Origin of the sequence: Aeromicrobium senzhongii (genome assembly GCF_014334735.1) — a bacterium.
Taxonomy (GTDB): Bacteria; Actinomycetota; Actinomycetes; order Propionibacteriales; family Nocardioidaceae; genus Aeromicrobium; species Aeromicrobium senzhongii.
Genome location: NZ_CP060587.1, coordinates 569,045 through 583,707, shown reverse-complemented (window position 1 = coordinate 583,707; position 14,663 = coordinate 569,045). Strand labels below are relative to the sequence as shown.

Below are 14,663 nucleotides of genomic sequence, written 5' to 3'. Positions count from 1 at the left end.
CCCGCTCCCGGGAGGGATCAGGCGAGGTTCTTGACCCACTGGTCGGCCCACGCCGTGGGGCGGTAGCCGAGGGCCTCGTTGACGGCGATCATGTGGTCGTTCTGGGCGTCGTTCCAGGTCACGACGCGGGTGCGGCCCTCCAGCAGGTCGGCGGCCTCGCGCATCGCGTGACGCTTGAGGGCCAGTCCCAGTCCGTGACCGCGGTGCTCGGGCAGCACGAGGGTGTCCCACTGGTAGACCTCGGTCGACTTCGCCGGGAAGAGCAGCTGGGTGTGACCGGCCAGGCGGCCGTCGGGGGCCACGGCGACGACGGTCTGGGCGGTGCGTCCCTGGCGCTTCCACTGGTCGACCTCGTGCAGCAGCCGGTCGGGGTCCCAGTACTCGTTCTCGAGCTGGGTCTCGCCCGCCGGCATCTCCTGGTTCAGCAGCGCCCGCAGCCGGGCGTACTCCTCGAGCCACCGCTGCGGAGGAGCTGCTCGCCAGGCGGCCAGCGTGTACCCGTCCCGGAGGTCTGCCGGTGGCGTGGCCGCGGGCAGGTCCAGCTCACGCTGGACCAGCGTCGTGTCGGCGGAGTAGCCGCGCGCCAGCATGAACTCCCGCGCCGGCGCCGTCTCGGCATCGAGCGGACGCAGGGTCTCGGTGAGGATCCGCTCGCGTCCGTCCTCGGCCGACCGACGCTCCAGCAGCTCGATCAGGGCGCTGCCGTACCCGCGCCGACGCAGCTCGGGCGGCACCCACACCTCCGCGTAGGCCGTCGTGACGTTGTCGCGCTCGGGCAGCTCGGCCAGGGCCACCGCGACAGCCGCCTCGCCGTCCCGCGCCAGCAGCGAGTCGTTGCGCAGGTACTCGTCCCCCACCATGAGCACCTGCAGCTCGTCGGGCAGCCACGGCTGGTCGATCGCGCGCTCGTTGGCACGGCGGTACACGTCGTAGAACTCGACGAAGGCCCCGTGGTCGGTCGGGTCCAGCACTTCGATCGTCACGGTCATGCGGTCAGTCTGGCACCGCCGACGGTGACGGCGACAGGGTCAGATCGGGCGCGTGAGGAAGACGCTGTGCGGGTCGAGCGCATAGTCGCCGAACGGCTCGCACGCCTCGAAGCCCTCGCGCGCGTACAAACGGCGGGCTGCCGCGAAGTACGGCTCGGTGCCCGTCTCGAGGCTGAGCCGGGTCCATCCCCGCGAACGCGCCGTGGCGACCAGATGGGCGAGCAGAGCCGTGGCCACACCCCGCCCGCGCGCGTCGGCGGTCGTGCGCATCGACTTGAGCTCGCCGTGACCGTCCCCGAGGTCCTTCAGCGCACCGCAACCGAGCAGGCGCCCGTCCTCGCGGGCGGTCCAGAACGAGACGGCACCCTCGCCCAGCGCGTCGAGGTCGAGCGCGTGGACACTCTCGGCCGGACTGGTGGCGAACATGTCACTGAGGTGCTCGGCCAGCAGAGCGCGCACGTCGGCGCGGTCGAGCCCGCCGGCCTCGAACTCGAGCGCCACGTCAGAGCGCGAGCGTCGTGCGGACGACGCCGGCCAGGTGCTCGGCGATCTCGTGGGCCTGGGCGGCCGTGGGCGCCTCGACCATCACCCGGACCAACTGCTCGGTGCCCGAGGGACGCAGCAGCACGCGACCGTTGTCGCCCAGCTTCGCCTCGGCGGCCGCGACCTCGGCCAGGACGACCTCGTGGTGCTTGGCCCCTTCACGATCGACGCCACCGACGTTGAGCAGCACCTGCGGCAGTCGCTCCATCACGGCGGCCAGCTCGGACATCGTCCGGCCGGTGGACGCCATCTCGGCCGCGAGCTGCAGGGCGGTCAGGGTGCCGTCGCCGGTGGTGGCGTAACGGCTCATGATGACGTGACCGGACTGCTCGCCGCCGAGGCTGTACCCGCCCTCGCGCATCGCCTCCAGCACGTACCGGTCACCGACGGCGGTGCGGCGGACGGTGATGCCGGCGGCCTCCATCGCCTGGGTGAAGCCGAGGTTGCTCATGACCGTCGCGACGACCGTGTCGTCGACCAGGCGGCCCTCGCGCTTGGCACGCAGGGCCAGGATCGCCAGGATCTGGTCTCCGTCGACGACCTCGCCGTTCTGGTCCACGGCCAGGCACCGGTCGGCGTCGCCGTCGAAGGCGAAGCCCACGTCGGCACCCCGCTCGACCACGACGCGTCGCACGTCGTCGAGGTGCGTCGATCCGCACGCCTCGTTGATGTTGAGACCGTCGGGCGCGGCGTGGATCGCGATGACCTCGGCGCCCGCGCGCTCGAAGGCGTCCGGAGCCGCCTCGTAGGTGGCGCCGTTGGCGCAGTCCAGGACCACGCGCAGGCCGTCGAGACGGATCGGCAGCGTGTCGAGCAGGTGGCGCACGTAGGCACCCAGACCGGCGTGGCTGTCGCCCACGCGACCGACGTCGGCGCCGGTGGGGCGGTCCCACGCCTCATGGAGGCGTTGCTCGATCGCGGCCTCGATCGCGTCGTCGAGCTTGACCCCGCCGCGCGCCAGGAACTTGATGCCGTTGTCGGGCATCGGGTTGTGGCTCGCGGAGATCATGACGCCCATGTCGGCCTCGAGCAGTGCCGTCAGGTACGCCGCACCCGGCGTGGGGACCACACCGAGTCGATGGACGTCGACGCCCGCAGACGCCAAACCCGCGACCACCGCGGCCTCGAGGAATTCCCCCGAGGCGCGGGTGTCGCGGGCGACGACCGCTGTCGGACGCTGGTCGGCGAACGCACCGGCCTCGCCGAGCACGTGCGCGGCTGCGACCGAGAGGTCGACCGCGAGCTCGGCGGTCAGGTCCCGATTCGCCAGGCCGCGAACGCCGTCGGTACCGAAGATCCGGCCCATACGCGCCGGCGGATCAGCGCTTGCTGTACTGAGGCGCCTTGCGGGCCTTCTTGAGACCAGCCTTCTTGCGCTCCTTGATGCGCGAGTCGCGCGTCAGCAGACCGGCCTTCTTCAGGGTCGGACGGTTCACCTCGACGTCGATCGCGTTGAGGGCACGGGCCACACCCAGGCGCAGCGCGCCGGCCTGGCCGGTCATGCCACCACCGTGGACACGAGCGATCACGTCGAAGGAGTCCGCCAGACCGGTGACGGCCAGGGCCTCCTTGGCGATCTGCTGGTGCAGCTTGTTCGGCAGGTGCTCCTCGAGCGGCTTGCCGTTGACGGTCCAGACGCCGGTGCCCGGAACGATCCGGACGCGGGCGACGGCCTCCTTGCGGCGGCCCGTCGCGGAGCCGGGGGCGATGATCGAGTTGATCTCGCTGGTCGCGGTCGCGCCGGAGGACTCCGACGTGTAGGCGACGCCCTCGGCGTTGGGGGTGAACTCGGTCTCTTCGGTGGTGGTCTCAGCCACGATGAACCTGCGCTTTTCGCTTACTGGGAGATCTGCGTGATCTCGAACGGCTGGGGCTTCTGGGCGGCGTGCGGATGATCCGGGCCGGCGTAGACCTTCAACTTCGTGATGAGCTGACGGCCGAGACGGTTCTTGGGGAGCATGCCCCGGACCGACTTCTCGATCGCCTTGCGCGCGTCCTTCTCGAGCAGGTCACCGTAGGAGATCTGCTTGAGGCCGCCCGGGTAACCACTGTGGCGGTAGACGTTCTTGTCGGAGCGCTTGTTGCCGGACAGCGCGACCTTGTCCGCGTTGACGATGATGACGAAGTCGCCACCGTCCACGTGGGGGGCGTATGTCGGCTTGTGCTTGCCGCGCAGGAGGGTCGCCGCGGCGACGGAGAGACGGCCCAGGACGACGTCCTGGGCATCGATGACGTGCCACTGACGGGTGATGTCAGCAGGCTTGGGGCTGTACGTACGCACGGCGTAACCTTCTCGCTGCTAATCGAAAGCTGTGTGATCGGGAATCTGCGCGTCGTGATGGCGCGGTTGAACGCGTCGCAACACAACGACTACCCAGATTACCCGGCCGTACCCGTCCTGGTCAAAACGGGTCGGTCGAACGTGACCCTGCTCTCGCGCCCGAGGCATGGGGACACTAAGTTGGAGTGGGCCGCTCACCCCCGCGGCCGTCACTACTCTGACGTCACAGGAGACCCGATCGTGACCGATAAGCAGACGCTGACCATCCGCGACAACCGCTCCGGCGAGGAGTACGAGGTCGAGATCACCGACGGCAGCATCCGCGCTGCGGACCTGGGCAAGATCGGCAAGTCCGACGACGACCCCGGCCTGGCCGTCTACGACCCGGGCTTCACGAACACCGCCTCGACCCGCAGCGCCGTCACGTACATCGACGGCGAGAAGGGCATCCTCGAGTACCGCGGCTACCCCATCGAGCAGCTCGCGGAGTCCTCCACCTACCTGGAGGTCGCGTACCTGCTCATCCACGGCGAGCTGCCCACGAAGGAGCAGCACGACCAGTGGGTGCACGACATCACGTTCCACACGTTCGTGCACGAGAACCTCAAGAGCCAGCTGCAGGGCTTCCGCTACGACGCGCACCCCATGGGCATGCTGCTGTCGAGCGTCGGCGCGCTGTCGACGTTCTACCCCGAGGCCCGCAACATCAAGGACCCGCAGATCCGTCACGAGCAGATCGTGCGCATGATCGCCAAGATGCCGACCCTCGGCGCCTGGTCCTTCCGTCACGCGCAGGGCAAGCCCTACATCTACCCCGACAACGACCTGTCGTACACCGAGAACTTCCTCTCGATGCTGTTCCGCATGAGCGAGCCGAAGTACGACCCGGACCCGCGCCTGGCCAAGGCCCTCGAGGTGCTGTTCATCCTGCACGCCGACCACGAGCAGAACGCGTCCACGAACGCCGTGCGCTCGGTCGGCTCGAGCCAGGTCGACCCGTACTCGGCCGTCACGGCCGGCATCGCGGCCCTCTACGGCCCGCTGCACGGTGGCGCCAACGAGGCCGTCCTGAAGATGCTCAAGCGCATCAAGACCAAGGAGAACGTCCCGGCGTTCATCGAGGGTGTCAAGAACGGCGAAGAGCGCCTGATGGGCTTCGGCCACCGGGTCTACAAGAACTACGACCCGCGCGCGACGATCATCAAGAAGGCCTGCGACGACGTCTTCGAGGTCACCGGCGTCAACCCGCTGCTCGAGGTCGCCCAGGAGCTGGAGAAGATCGCGCTCGAGGACGAGTACTTCGTCAAGCGCAAGCTCTACCCCAACGTCGACTTCTACTCCGGCCTGATCTACGAGGCACTGCAGTTCCCGCCGGAGATGTTCACGGTCCTGTTCGCCATCCCGCGCACGTCGGGCTGGCTGGCCCAGTGGCTCGAGCTCGTCGACGACCCGGAGCAGAAGATCGCCCGCCCGAAGCAGATCTACACCGGCGACCGCAAGCTGGACTTCGTGCCGGCCAGCGAACGCTGGAAGTGAGCGCGCACCACGCATGACGAAGGGGCCGGAACATCGTTCCGGCCCCTTCGTCGTCCCCGCCTCGGGTCAGAGCCGTTCGAGCAGCAGGCTCTGCGCGACGCGCCCCACCGGCCCGGTGAGGTCGGACAGGACGGCCGAGCTCATGCCCACGGCGTCCTCGCCGATCCACGACTCGGCGACCATCCCGGTCCACTCCCCGGCCGGGGGTTGGGCCAGGTGGACCGTGAGCTCGGTGTTCATGAACACCCAGTCCTTCGGGTTCAACCGCGAGCCGACCCCGTTGGCCGCGTCGGCGATCGCGATGCAGCGCTCGAGGTCGTCACCGTCCTCCCCCTCGACCAGCGGGTAGGGCATGGACGCCCACGCGATCGCCGGTCCGTCGATCTGGCCGATGCGGGTGCGCACGGCCCAGCGCAGCGACCCGACGAAGCCGCGGCGCCAGCTGGCCGGCACGCCTTCCTCGCCGCGTGCCAGCTCCTCGTCCGTGGGCGCCGCCAGCCGGGGCTCCGGCGAGTGCACGACCTCGGGCGACTCGTCGGTGCGCAACCACCAGGCCGACGCCTGGGCGACCGGTCGCGTCCCCGCCTCGCTGCGCTGGTGCGCCACTGCCGAGAGCAGCTCGACCTTGCGGCCGGGGCGCACGACGCGCGCGGTGACCTCGATGGGCGCCATGGCGATCGGGCCGAGGATCTCGACCGTCGTCCGGGCGATCCGTCCCGGCGCACCGTGCGGCAGCCGCCGCATCGAGCGGGTCAGCAGCGCGCCGACGGGACCACCGTGCTGATGGTCGTTGCTCCACGGCCCGATCGCGGCCGCCGACGGGATGAACACCTCCGAGACGTGCGACTGCTCGTCGCGGTGGTGATCGATCCGTCGGTAGCAGCCCTCGAAGCCGAGCATGTCAGTTCTCACGGACCAGAGCCTCCTGCACGACGTGACAGACCTGTGACTCGGGTTCCCCGAACACGGCCGCCTCGACCAGCGACCGGCCCGCGTGGGCCGTCGGGGTGGCGTGCTCGAAGAGCAGCCACTCGTCGGCCCGGGCCGGCTGGTGGAACCACAGGGCGTGGTCGAGCGACACCGCGCTCCACCGCTCCCCCAGGCTCCGTTCCTGGCCGGCCCGGTGCCCGTGGGGCGCGACCGCCATCGACATCAGCATCAGGTCGCTGACGTAGCCGATCGCCGCCTGGTGGACCAGCGGGTCGTCCCCGAGCTCCTCGGCGACCCGCATCCAGATGTTCTGGACCGGGGCGGCCGAGTGCAGGGGCGTCTCGTCGGACTCCGGGGAGACCCGCACGTCGACCGCGCTGAACCCCTCCCAGTACTCCCCCAGGCCCCCGTCGGCCTCGGCCAGCTCGCGCAGCTCGATGCTGTCCTCGACCGACGCGCTGACCGGTCGGCGCCGCGAGTGCGCCACCCCCTCGCGGGGCTCCATCAGCGAGATCGTCGAGCGGCACACGAGCCGGTCGTCCTGGACGGCGTCGACCACGCGGGTCGAGAACTGGCGCCCGTCGCGCAGGTGCTCGACCTGGAACCGGACCGGGAGGTCGGATCGACCGGGGCGCAGGAAGGTCGTGTGGAGCGAGTCGACGAGCCGGCCGGGCACGCTGTGGCCGGCCGCCATGATCGACTGCGCCACGAGCTGGCCGCCGTACAGCTGGGGCAGCGCCACGCCGTCGGCGTGTCCGATCCAGGCGCCGTCGCCGGCCGGGCTCAGGTCGAGGATCGACCCGAGCGCGGCCACCGACGTCGTCACGACTTCGGTCCTGCCGCCACCTTCCGCGGCGGCCGCGGGAAGAAGCCGCTGGTGCGCGCGACGTACGCCTCGAACTCGGGGCCACGCTTGCGGCGCATGCCCTTCTCCGTCAGCTTCGCGCCGCTGAACGTCGTCAGCAGCCACGTCATGAGGATCGGCGAGAACACCGTCAGGACGCCCCAGGCGGAGCCGAGGGTGAGCAGGAACAGTCCGGCCCACACGCACGCGTCCCCGAAGTAGTTGGGGTGACGCGTCCACGCCCACAGGCCGCGGTCCATGATCTTGCCGGCGTTCGCCGGATCGGCCTTGAAGCGGGCGAGCTGCCAGTCGCCGACGGCCTCGAACAGGAAGCCGATGGTCCAGATGGCGATGGCCACCACGACGAGGGCGTCGAACCCGCGCGACACGTAGACCGCGAACTGCACGGGGATCGACACGACCCAGGCCAGCACGGCCTGCATGCCGTAGATCTTCTTGACCAGGAACGGGATGAGCGGGCGGCCCTTGCGCGAGCGCAGCAGGGCTGTGTAGCGCGGGTCCTCGCCCTTGCCGATGTTGCGCTTGCCGATGTAGATGCCGAGGCGGAGGCCCCAGATCGCGGTCAGCGCCAGCACGATGAGGCGGCGGGTGTCGTCGCCGTCGGAACCGGCCGACATCAGGTACGACACGACGGCGACGACGACGAACGCCGGGCCCCACGTGATGTCGATGATCGAGTGGTCGTTCACGAGGTGCGCGATCGCCATGACGATCGCGAAGAACACGACCAGGGCACCGGCGGTGACGAGCAGGTTGAGGGCGAAGTCGCCCCAGGGGTAGTCGAACATGCGTCCTCTTCTTTACGGGTGGGAGCTCGCGGCGAGGTCCGCGGCGAGGCTCTGGAAGGCGTTCTGGGCGTGGGTGAAGGTGTGCGGGTCGCCCGCACGCGACTGCGTCAGCAGCTGCTCGAGGACTGCCGGCTCGATCGGCTGGTCGGCGTCGTAGCCGACCGTGCCCCATTCGACGGCGTCGGCGGCACGCAACGCGGAGCCCGCGGCGACGATGACCTGGCCGTTGATGGTGCTCTCCGGGGAGGCCAGGGCGGTGACGAGCGGCGCGACGAGGTCGGACCGCATGCGGTCGGCATGACGCGGGTCCATCCCGGCCTCGGTCATCTGGGTGGTGGCGTAGGGCAGGACGACGTTCGTGAGCACGTTCTTGCCGGCGCCCTCGACGGCGGCCGTGCGGCCGAACGCGATGACGGCGCCCTTGCTGGCGGCGTACGCCGACACGGTGGTCTCACCGTGCAGGCCGGCGGTGGAGGCGATGAGCACGACACGACCGGACCCGGCCCGGCGCATGTGCGCCATCGCGGCGGCCGCCGGCAGGACGGTGCCGGTCACGTTGATGTCCATGACCTGGCGGAAGCTCTCGGCCGTCGTCTTGTGCGCCATCTGCGGGGCGCTGACGGCGGCGCTGGTGACGAGGATGTCGAGTCGGCCGAAGTGCTCGAGGGCGTCCGCGACCAACCGGTCGCCGATCGCCGGGTCGGCGACGTCGTCGTGGTTGGCGACCGCTCGACCTCCGCGGGCCACGATCTCGGCGACGACGTGGTCGGCGGGGCCCAGCCCGTTCTCGTCGACCTGGCGGTTGCGGTTGTTCACCACGACCGCGGCTCCGGCCTCGGCCAGATGGAGGGCGAACGCGCGTCCCAGACCCTTGCCGCCACCGGTGACGACGGCGACCCGGCCGTCGAGAGCTCGACTCATGAATCCTCACTTCGATTGATAGAGATACTCCGTTAGTTGTAGTACGGTGTGACGCAGATGACAAGTCCCCACGCGGGACGCCGCACGACTTCGAGGGATGGCCGATGACCGACGGGGGACCCACGCTGCTCGAACCGGGCGGGACGAACGCCGTCGGACAGATGCTGGGCCTGCTCGGGGACGAGTGGTCGCTGCTGATCCTGGGTCACTCGTCGCGGGGCCTGACCCGCTACGGGGAGTTCCGCGAAGTCATGCCGATCTCGAACTCGGTGCTGACCCACCGGCTCACCCGACTGACCGAGCACGGCCTGCTCGAGCGGCGCATCTACCGGACCAACCCGCTGCGCGCCGAGTACCTGCCGACCGCGCGCAGCCGCACCCTGTGGCCGATGATGCTGGCCATCTGGGAGTGGGAGCGCAGCTGGACCGGCCCCGCCGGGGAGGCCCTCCCCCTGCGACGTCACGAGGCGTGCGGCGCCGAGTTCGCGCCCCTGCTGACGTGCCGGGCGTGCGGCGTTCCGGTCGAGGCTCGCGACGTCCGCGCGGCCTGGGGCCCCAGCGGCGGCTGGGAGCGCTCGGTCCCCGCCTCCTCCACGCGTCGTCGACCCGACTCGGTCCCGAACTCGCTGCAGTACCCCCAGACCCTGGAGATCTTCGGGAACCGGTGGTCCTCGGCGCTGATCGGGGCGGCCTTCCGCGGCATGGTGCGCTTCAGCCAGTTCGAGACCGCGCTCGGCGCGCCCCCCACCCTCATCGCCGAGCGCCTGCGCTCGTTCTGCGCCCTCGGCGTCCTCGAGACCCGCCAGCACGCGCACCACCCCGGACGTCCCGAGTACCACCTGACCGACAAGGGCCGCGCGTTCTTCCCCATCACCGCGCTGTCCGTGCAGTGGGCGCAGAAGTGGTTCGTCTCGCCGGAGGGGCCCGCGCTCGTCCAGACCCACACGGCCTGCGGCCACGACTTCGTGGCCCACCTCGCCTGCGACCAGTGCCGTCAGCCGCTGGTCACCGGCTCCATCACGATCGTCCCGGTCATCGAGGACCGGACCACACCCGAAGGAACACCATGAACGGAGCACGCACCGTCGCGGACCTCCTCCGCGCGAGCAGCCGGTCGCACCGCGACTCGCCCGCGATCGTCGGCGAGGGACGGACCATCACGTACGGCGAGATCGACACCCGCACGAACCAGGTCGCCTCGGGCCTCCTGGCCCACGGCCTCGGGCGCGGCGACCGGGTCGCCTACCTCGCCCGCAACGGCACGGAGTTCTGGGAGCTCTTCTTCGGCACCGCCAAGTCCGGCGCCGCCGTGGTGCCCCTGAACTTCCGGTTGTCCGCCCCCGAGATCGCCTGGATCCTGTCGGACGCCGAGCCCTCGGTCCTCGTGGTCGAGGATCACCTCACCGACCTCGTGCCCGCCGACTACGACGGCCTGCGCGTGGTGTTCAGCCAGGAGGGAGAGCCCACCGTCCCGGACGGCTGGGTCGGCTACGAGCCGTGGCTCGCACAGCAGTCCACGACCGATCCGCAGCAGGACGTGCGCGGTGACGAGCTGCTGTCCCTGATGTACTCCTCCGGCACGACCGGCACGCCGAAGGGCGTCACCACCACCGGCGACGCGATGCTCGCCGCGGTCGCCGCCTTCGCCGCGCAGTTCGAGGTCGGGCCGGACACGGTCAGCCTCGTGCCGACGCCGTACTACCACATCGCCGCCGGCGGATGGTCGCTCATCTCGCTGGCCCACGGCGGGCGGATCGTCCAGTTCACCGAGGTCACGCCGCAGAGCATGATCGGCCTCCTGGTGGCGCACCGCGCGACCCACGTGATCATGGTCCCGACGGTCATGGCGATGGTCATCGCCAACCCGCAGGCCGCCGCCGCCGACTACTCGAGCGTGCAGCACCTGGTCTACGGCGGCTCCCCGATCTCCGAGACGGTCATGCTCGGCACGCAGAAGATCTTCGACGCGAAGCTCTCGCAGAGCTACGGCCTGACCGAGACCATCGGCGTCACCACGATCCTGCGTCCCGAGGACCACGTCACGGGCGCCGACAGCAAGCTGCAGTCCGCGGGTCGCGCGGTGCCCGGCGTCGAGGTCCGCGTCGTCGACGGGGAGGGCAAGGACCTGCCCACCGGCGAGGTCGGCGAGATCATCGTCCGCGGCCCGATGGTGACCCGCTCGTACTGGCGCCGGCCCGACGCGACGGAGGCCTCCTACTTCGACGGCGACTGGTTCCGCACCGGCGACGCCGGCTACCTGGACGAGGACGGCTACCTGTTCCTCAAGGACCGACTCAAGGACATGATCGTCTCGGGCGGCGAGAACGTGTACCCGGCCGAGGTCGAGAACGCGCTCATGGCGCACCCGGCCGTGCAGGAGGTCGCCGTCATCGGCATCCCCTCCGAGCGCTGGGGCGAGACGCCGCACGCCGTCGTGGTGACGCACCAGGGCGAGTCCGTCACGGCCGAGGAGATCATCGCTTTCTGCCGTGAGCGCCTGGCCCACTACAAGTGCCCCACCTCGGTCGAGGTGATCGAGATGCTCCCCCGGAACCCCTCGGGGAAGATCCTCAAGCGAGAGCTGCGCGCCCCCCACTGGGCCGCTGCCGAAAGGACAATCGGATGACCACGTCCCCCTTCCCCATCCTGCGCCAGATCGCGCTCGGGACCGCCGACTTCGCCGGTGACGGCGACCGGCTGCGCACCCTCTTCGGGCTGGCCCCCGGATACACCGATCCGATGCTGGAGGACGTCGGCATGGCCGACGAGACGCTGCCCGTGGGCGACGTCGCCTACCTCGAGCTGGTCGCCCCGCTGAACGAGAAGGCCCCCATCAACGGCTGGCTCGCGAAGGTCGGCGGCACCGCCGGCTACTGCGCCTCGATCCAGGTGAGCGACCTGACGCCGCACCTGGCGGCGGCCGAGACGGCCGGTGTCCGGATCGCGGTCGACCTGGACGTCCACGGCAAGCGCATCATCCAGTTCCACCCCGCCGACATGGGTCTGCTCGTCGAGCTCGACGAGATCCCCGACCCGCAGGCGTGGCACTGGGACGACGTCGACTTCGCGACGCCCGCCGAGCCGCTGATCCAGGACGTGGTGGGGATGGACGTCGCCACGGCCGACCCGGTCGCCCGCGCCGAGCTCTGGGCCGCCGTGCTGGGAGTCGAGGTCGACGAGTGGGACGACGTGCCCCTCATCCGGCTGGGCGAGCGCACGGTGCGCTTCGTCAAGGACGACGTCGCACGGCTCAGCGCCATCGACGTCGTCGCGACCGCGGCGGGGCAGGACCTTCCCGACGAGATCGACTTCGGGCGGGTCACCTTCCGCGTGCAGCACGCCTGAGAGCACGACGAACAGGGGCGGGGCCGGTGACGGTCCCGCCCCTGTCGCGTCGCCGGGAGGGGAACCCCGACGTCCGGTCGCCTCAGGAGCCGGCGAACTCCTCGCGCAGCCGCGCCTTCAGCAGCTTGCCGCTGGCATTGAGGGGCAGGGCGTCGACGAACGCCACGTCGACCGGGCACTTGTAGTGCGCGAGCCGCTCGCGGGCCCAGCCGATCACCGCCGCCGCGTCGAGCGCGGCTCCCTCGGGTCCGCTCGACCGGACGACGATCGCCATGGGCGACTCGCCCCACCGGTCGGAGGGCACGCCGATGACGGCGACCTGGGCGACGCCCGGATGGGCCGTGAGCACGCTCTCGACCTCGGCCGGGTACACGTTCTCGCCGCCACTGACGATCATGTCCTTGAGCCGGTCGTGCAGGTAGAGATAGCCGTCCGCGTCGAGGGAGCCGCCGTCGCCGGTGTGCAGCCAGCCGTCGGCGTCGATCGCCGCCGCCGTCTCCTCAGGTCGGTTCCAGTAGCGCTTCATGATGTTGCCGCCGCGGACGAGGACCTCGCCGCGCTCGCCGGGCGGCTGGTCGGCCCCAGTCCTCGGGTCGATCACACGGAGTTCGTTGCCGCCGCGCACGCGGCCCACCGACCGCAGCCGGTGCACCGTCTCGGGGGTGGTGCGGTGGTCCTCCGGCGCCAGGAAGGCGACGCCGCCGGTCGACTCGGTGAGGCCGTAGCCCTGGATGAAGTCACAGCCGAAGACGTCGGTCGCGTCGCGCAGGACCGACTCGGGCATGGGCGCGCCGCCGTACATGAGGCAGCGCAGCGCGGACCAGTCGCCGGTGCGGGACTCGGGCAGGTCCAGCATGAACTGGATGACGGTAGGGACCAGCACGCCGTGGCTGACCCGGTACTCCTGGAACACGCGCAGCAGGTCGGCCGGACCCTGCGGGTTGATCATCAGCAGGGCCGAGCCCTTGAGGTTCGCCATGAGGGCCAGTCCGAAGCCCGTGACGTGGAAGAACGGCACCGGCGCCAGCGCGACCGAGGCCCGGTCGAACCGCACGAGCGACAGCGGGCAGGCCAGCGACGAGCTGACGTTCACGCCCGTGAGCTCGATGCCCTTGGGCCGGCCCGTCGTGCCCGACGTGTAGAACATCACGGCCGTGTCCTCGGGGTCGCGGGCGATGCCCGGGTCCGTGGCAGGCTGCTCCGAGGTCCAGGTGGACAGGTCTGTCAGCCCGTCGGCGGGCTCGACGGTGACGACGCGGGCGACACCCGGCACGGCCGCGATCGCGGCGCCGTGGTGCTCCATGCCGGCGCCGAGGACGACCACGCGGGGCTGGACATCCTCCACGATGTGCAGCACCTCGGGCGGCGCGAGCCGGAAGTTCATCGGCACGGGGATCGCGCCGGCCTTGCCCGCGCCGTAGAGCACGTCGAAGAAGGCGGCGCTGTTCTCGCCGATGTGGCAGACCCGGTCCCCCGGCTGCACGCCGTCGGCGAGCAGGGCCCGGGCGAACCGGTTGCTCGACGCGTCGAGCTCGGCGAACGTCACGCGCCGGCCGGGCTCGATCAGGGCGGTGCCCTCGGGGTCGTGCGCCGCGCTCCGGCGCACGACGTCCTCGAGCCGCACGAACGGCGAGCCGTCCCCGTGCGTCTCCAGGCCGGCCGCGAGCGTGCTCACGGCTTGGTGACCAGCTGGTCGACGAACAGCAGCTTGCCCAGGCCGCGCTCGTAGCGGATGGGGTCGCGCGCCATGCGAGCGCGCGAGTCGATGGCCATGCGATCGGTGTCGCAGGTCCAGTCGCCGCGAGACATCGCCTTGAGGCCGATCCGGGCGACGTCGCGCGGATCCTCCTTCTGGCCGTCGACGTGCGCGGCCATGCGGGTCTCGACGGAGCCGACGATCAGCGACGTCACACCGACGTCCATCGGCTCGAGTTCGGCCCGCGCGATGCCGCCGAGGTACAGCGCGGCGGCCTTCGAGGTCGAGTAGCCGCCCATGAACGCGGTCGGCGCGATGGCCGCGACCGACAGCACGTTGACGATCGCGCCGCCGCCGTTGGCCGAGATCACCGGCGCGAACGCGCGCGTCGTCTCGAGCGGGCCGAAGTAATTGACCTCCATCTCGCGGCGGGCGGCGTCGGGGTCGTCAGCCTGGACGAGGCGGTTCCCCGTGAAGAGTCCGGCGTTGTTGATCAGCACGGTGGCGTCGGAGCAGGTGCGGGCCGCGGCCTGCACCTGGGCGCGGTCGACCACGTCGAGCGCGACTATCTCGGCGCCCGTGGCGACCAGCTCGTCCGTGACGTCGCCGACGTCGCGCACCCCGGCGTAGACCTTCGCCGCTCCGGCGGCAAGAGCCTCCTGGACGAATGCCAATCCGATCCCGCGATTGGCTCCCGTCACGACGACGGTGCTGCCGGTGACCGGCGTACGACGTCCGGCGCTCATGGACCCCACCTCTTCCCTTGTCG

General features: G+C 70.7%; 15 protein-coding genes. 4 read left to right on the top strand and 11 right to left on the bottom strand.

The features are described from left to right. Positions 1 to 17: 17 nt before the first annotated feature. The 5 genes from H9L21_RS02945 to rplM are packed head-to-tail and all read right to left on the bottom strand — an operon-like array spanning position 18 to position 3,813. Positions 18 to 989 (bottom strand): GNAT family N-acetyltransferase, encoded by a 972-nt coding sequence (locus H9L21_RS02945; protein ID WP_154595756.1) that lies wholly within the window; start codon positions 987 to 989, stop codon positions 18 to 20. 39 nt (positions 990 to 1,028) lie between these two features. Further along, complete coding sequence (locus H9L21_RS02940) at positions 1,029 to 1,490, bottom strand: GNAT family N-acetyltransferase (RefSeq protein WP_187411739.1); 462 nt, start codon at positions 1,488 to 1,490, stop codon at positions 1,029 to 1,031. A gap of 1 nt (position 1,491) precedes the next feature. Continuing rightward, positions 1,492 to 2,838 (bottom strand): phosphoglucosamine mutase, encoded by a 1,347-nt coding sequence (gene glmM, locus H9L21_RS02935; protein ID WP_154595757.1) that lies wholly within the window; start codon positions 2,836 to 2,838, stop codon positions 1,492 to 1,494. Between the two features lie 13 nt (positions 2,839 to 2,851). After that, on the bottom strand, positions 2,852 to 3,349 hold the full coding sequence (gene rpsI / locus H9L21_RS02930) for a 30S ribosomal protein S9 (protein WP_187411738.1): 498 nt from the start codon (positions 3,347 to 3,349) through the stop codon (positions 2,852 to 2,854). A 20-nt stretch (positions 3,350 to 3,369) separates the two neighbouring features. Further along, positions 3,370 to 3,813, bottom strand: coding sequence for a 50S ribosomal protein L13 (gene rplM, locus H9L21_RS02925; RefSeq protein WP_187411737.1), 444 nt, complete (start codon positions 3,811 to 3,813; stop codon positions 3,370 to 3,372). A gap of 240 nt (positions 3,814 to 4,053) precedes the next feature. Here rplM and H9L21_RS02920 point away from each other — a divergent pair, with 240 nt between their 5' ends. Continuing rightward, a complete protein-coding gene (locus tag H9L21_RS02920) occupies positions 4,054 to 5,349 on the top strand; it encodes a citrate synthase (RefSeq protein WP_187411736.1) in 1,296 nt (431 codons plus the stop codon). Between the two features lie 66 nt (positions 5,350 to 5,415). On the opposite strand, the gene H9L21_RS02915 is transcribed toward H9L21_RS02920, so the two are convergent. From H9L21_RS02915 to H9L21_RS02900, 4 genes are read right to left on the bottom strand one after another with little or no spacing between them, the layout of a single operon-like run. Next, on the bottom strand, positions 5,416 to 6,261 hold the full coding sequence (locus tag H9L21_RS02915) for a thioesterase family protein (RefSeq protein WP_154595758.1): 846 nt from the start codon (positions 6,259 to 6,261) through the stop codon (positions 5,416 to 5,418). Then, positions 6,251 to 7,105 (bottom strand): acyl-CoA thioesterase, encoded by an 855-nt coding sequence (locus H9L21_RS02910; RefSeq protein WP_255467209.1) that lies wholly within the window; start codon positions 7,103 to 7,105, stop codon positions 6,251 to 6,253. Before H9L21_RS02910 ends, H9L21_RS02915 begins: the two co-directional genes overlap by 11 nt. Then, positions 7,102 to 7,932 (bottom strand): DUF1295 domain-containing protein, encoded by an 831-nt coding sequence (locus tag H9L21_RS02905; RefSeq protein ID WP_154595759.1) that lies wholly within the window; start codon positions 7,930 to 7,932, stop codon positions 7,102 to 7,104. The genes H9L21_RS02910 and H9L21_RS02905 overlap by 4 nt, the downstream gene beginning before the upstream one ends. Before the next feature lie 12 nt (positions 7,933 to 7,944). Next, complete coding sequence (locus tag H9L21_RS02900; RefSeq protein WP_154595760.1) at positions 7,945 to 8,853, bottom strand: SDR family NAD(P)-dependent oxidoreductase; 909 nt, start codon at positions 8,851 to 8,853, stop codon at positions 7,945 to 7,947. A gap of 104 nt (positions 8,854 to 8,957) precedes the next feature. Between H9L21_RS02900 and H9L21_RS02895 the strand changes: the two genes are divergently transcribed. The 3 genes from H9L21_RS02895 to H9L21_RS02885 are packed head-to-tail and all read left to right on the top strand — an operon-like array spanning position 8,958 to position 12,198. Beyond that, the gene (locus H9L21_RS02895) at positions 8,958 to 9,923 is read left to right on the top strand and encodes a winged helix-turn-helix transcriptional regulator (RefSeq protein WP_154595761.1); all 966 of its coding nucleotides are present in this window, start codon (positions 8,958 to 8,960) and stop codon (positions 9,921 to 9,923) included. After that, the gene (locus H9L21_RS02890) at positions 9,920 to 11,479 is read left to right on the top strand and encodes a long-chain-fatty-acid--CoA ligase (protein ID WP_154595762.1); all 1,560 of its coding nucleotides are present in this window, start codon (positions 9,920 to 9,922) and stop codon (positions 11,477 to 11,479) included. Before H9L21_RS02895 ends, H9L21_RS02890 begins: the two co-directional genes overlap by 4 nt. Beyond that, complete coding sequence (locus H9L21_RS02885) at positions 11,476 to 12,198, top strand: VOC family protein (protein WP_154595763.1); 723 nt, start codon at positions 11,476 to 11,478, stop codon at positions 12,196 to 12,198. The genes H9L21_RS02890 and H9L21_RS02885 overlap by 4 nt, the downstream gene beginning before the upstream one ends. An 82-nt stretch (positions 12,199 to 12,280) precedes the next feature. On the opposite strand, the gene H9L21_RS02880 is transcribed toward H9L21_RS02885, so the two are convergent. Together H9L21_RS02880 and H9L21_RS02875 are read right to left on the bottom strand one after the other, a co-directional pair. Beyond that, the gene (locus H9L21_RS02880; protein ID WP_187411735.1) at positions 12,281 to 13,873 is read right to left on the bottom strand and encodes a long-chain-fatty-acid--CoA ligase; all 1,593 of its coding nucleotides are present in this window, start codon (positions 13,871 to 13,873) and stop codon (positions 12,281 to 12,283) included. After that, positions 13,870 to 14,640 carry an SDR family oxidoreductase gene (locus H9L21_RS02875; RefSeq protein ID WP_154595764.1) on the bottom strand — a complete coding sequence of 257 codons (771 nt, stop codon included), beginning with the start codon at positions 14,638 to 14,640 and terminating at the stop codon, positions 13,870 to 13,872. The genes H9L21_RS02880 and H9L21_RS02875 overlap by 4 nt, the downstream gene beginning before the upstream one ends. Positions 14,641 to 14,663 lie beyond the last annotated feature (23 nt).

Bases quoted from the DNA above. Each gene is read 5' to 3' on its own strand.
- H9L21_RS02945 (WP_154595756.1), bottom strand. From the start codon at position 989: ATGACCGTGACGATCGAAGTGCTGGACCCGACCGACCACGGGGCCTTC.
- glmM (WP_154595757.1), bottom strand. From the start codon at position 2,838: ATGGGCCGGATCTTCGGTACCGACGGCGTTCGCGGCCTGGCGAATCGG.
- H9L21_RS02905 (WP_154595759.1), bottom strand. From the start codon at position 7,932: ATGTTCGACTACCCCTGGGGCGACTTCGCCCTCAACCTGCTCGTCACC.
- H9L21_RS02900 (WP_154595760.1), bottom strand. From the start codon at position 8,853: ATGAGTCGAGCTCTCGACGGCCGGGTCGCCGTCGTCACCGGTGGCGGC.
- H9L21_RS02895 (WP_154595761.1), top strand. From the start codon at position 8,958: ATGACCGACGGGGGACCCACGCTGCTCGAACCGGGCGGGACGAACGCC.
- H9L21_RS02890 (WP_154595762.1), top strand. From the start codon at position 9,920: ATGAACGGAGCACGCACCGTCGCGGACCTCCTCCGCGCGAGCAGCCGG.
- H9L21_RS02885 (WP_154595763.1), top strand. From the start codon at position 11,476: ATGACCACGTCCCCCTTCCCCATCCTGCGCCAGATCGCGCTCGGGACC.
- H9L21_RS02875 (WP_154595764.1), bottom strand. From the start codon at position 14,640: ATGAGCGCCGGACGTCGTACGCCGGTCACCGGCAGCACCGTCGTCGTG.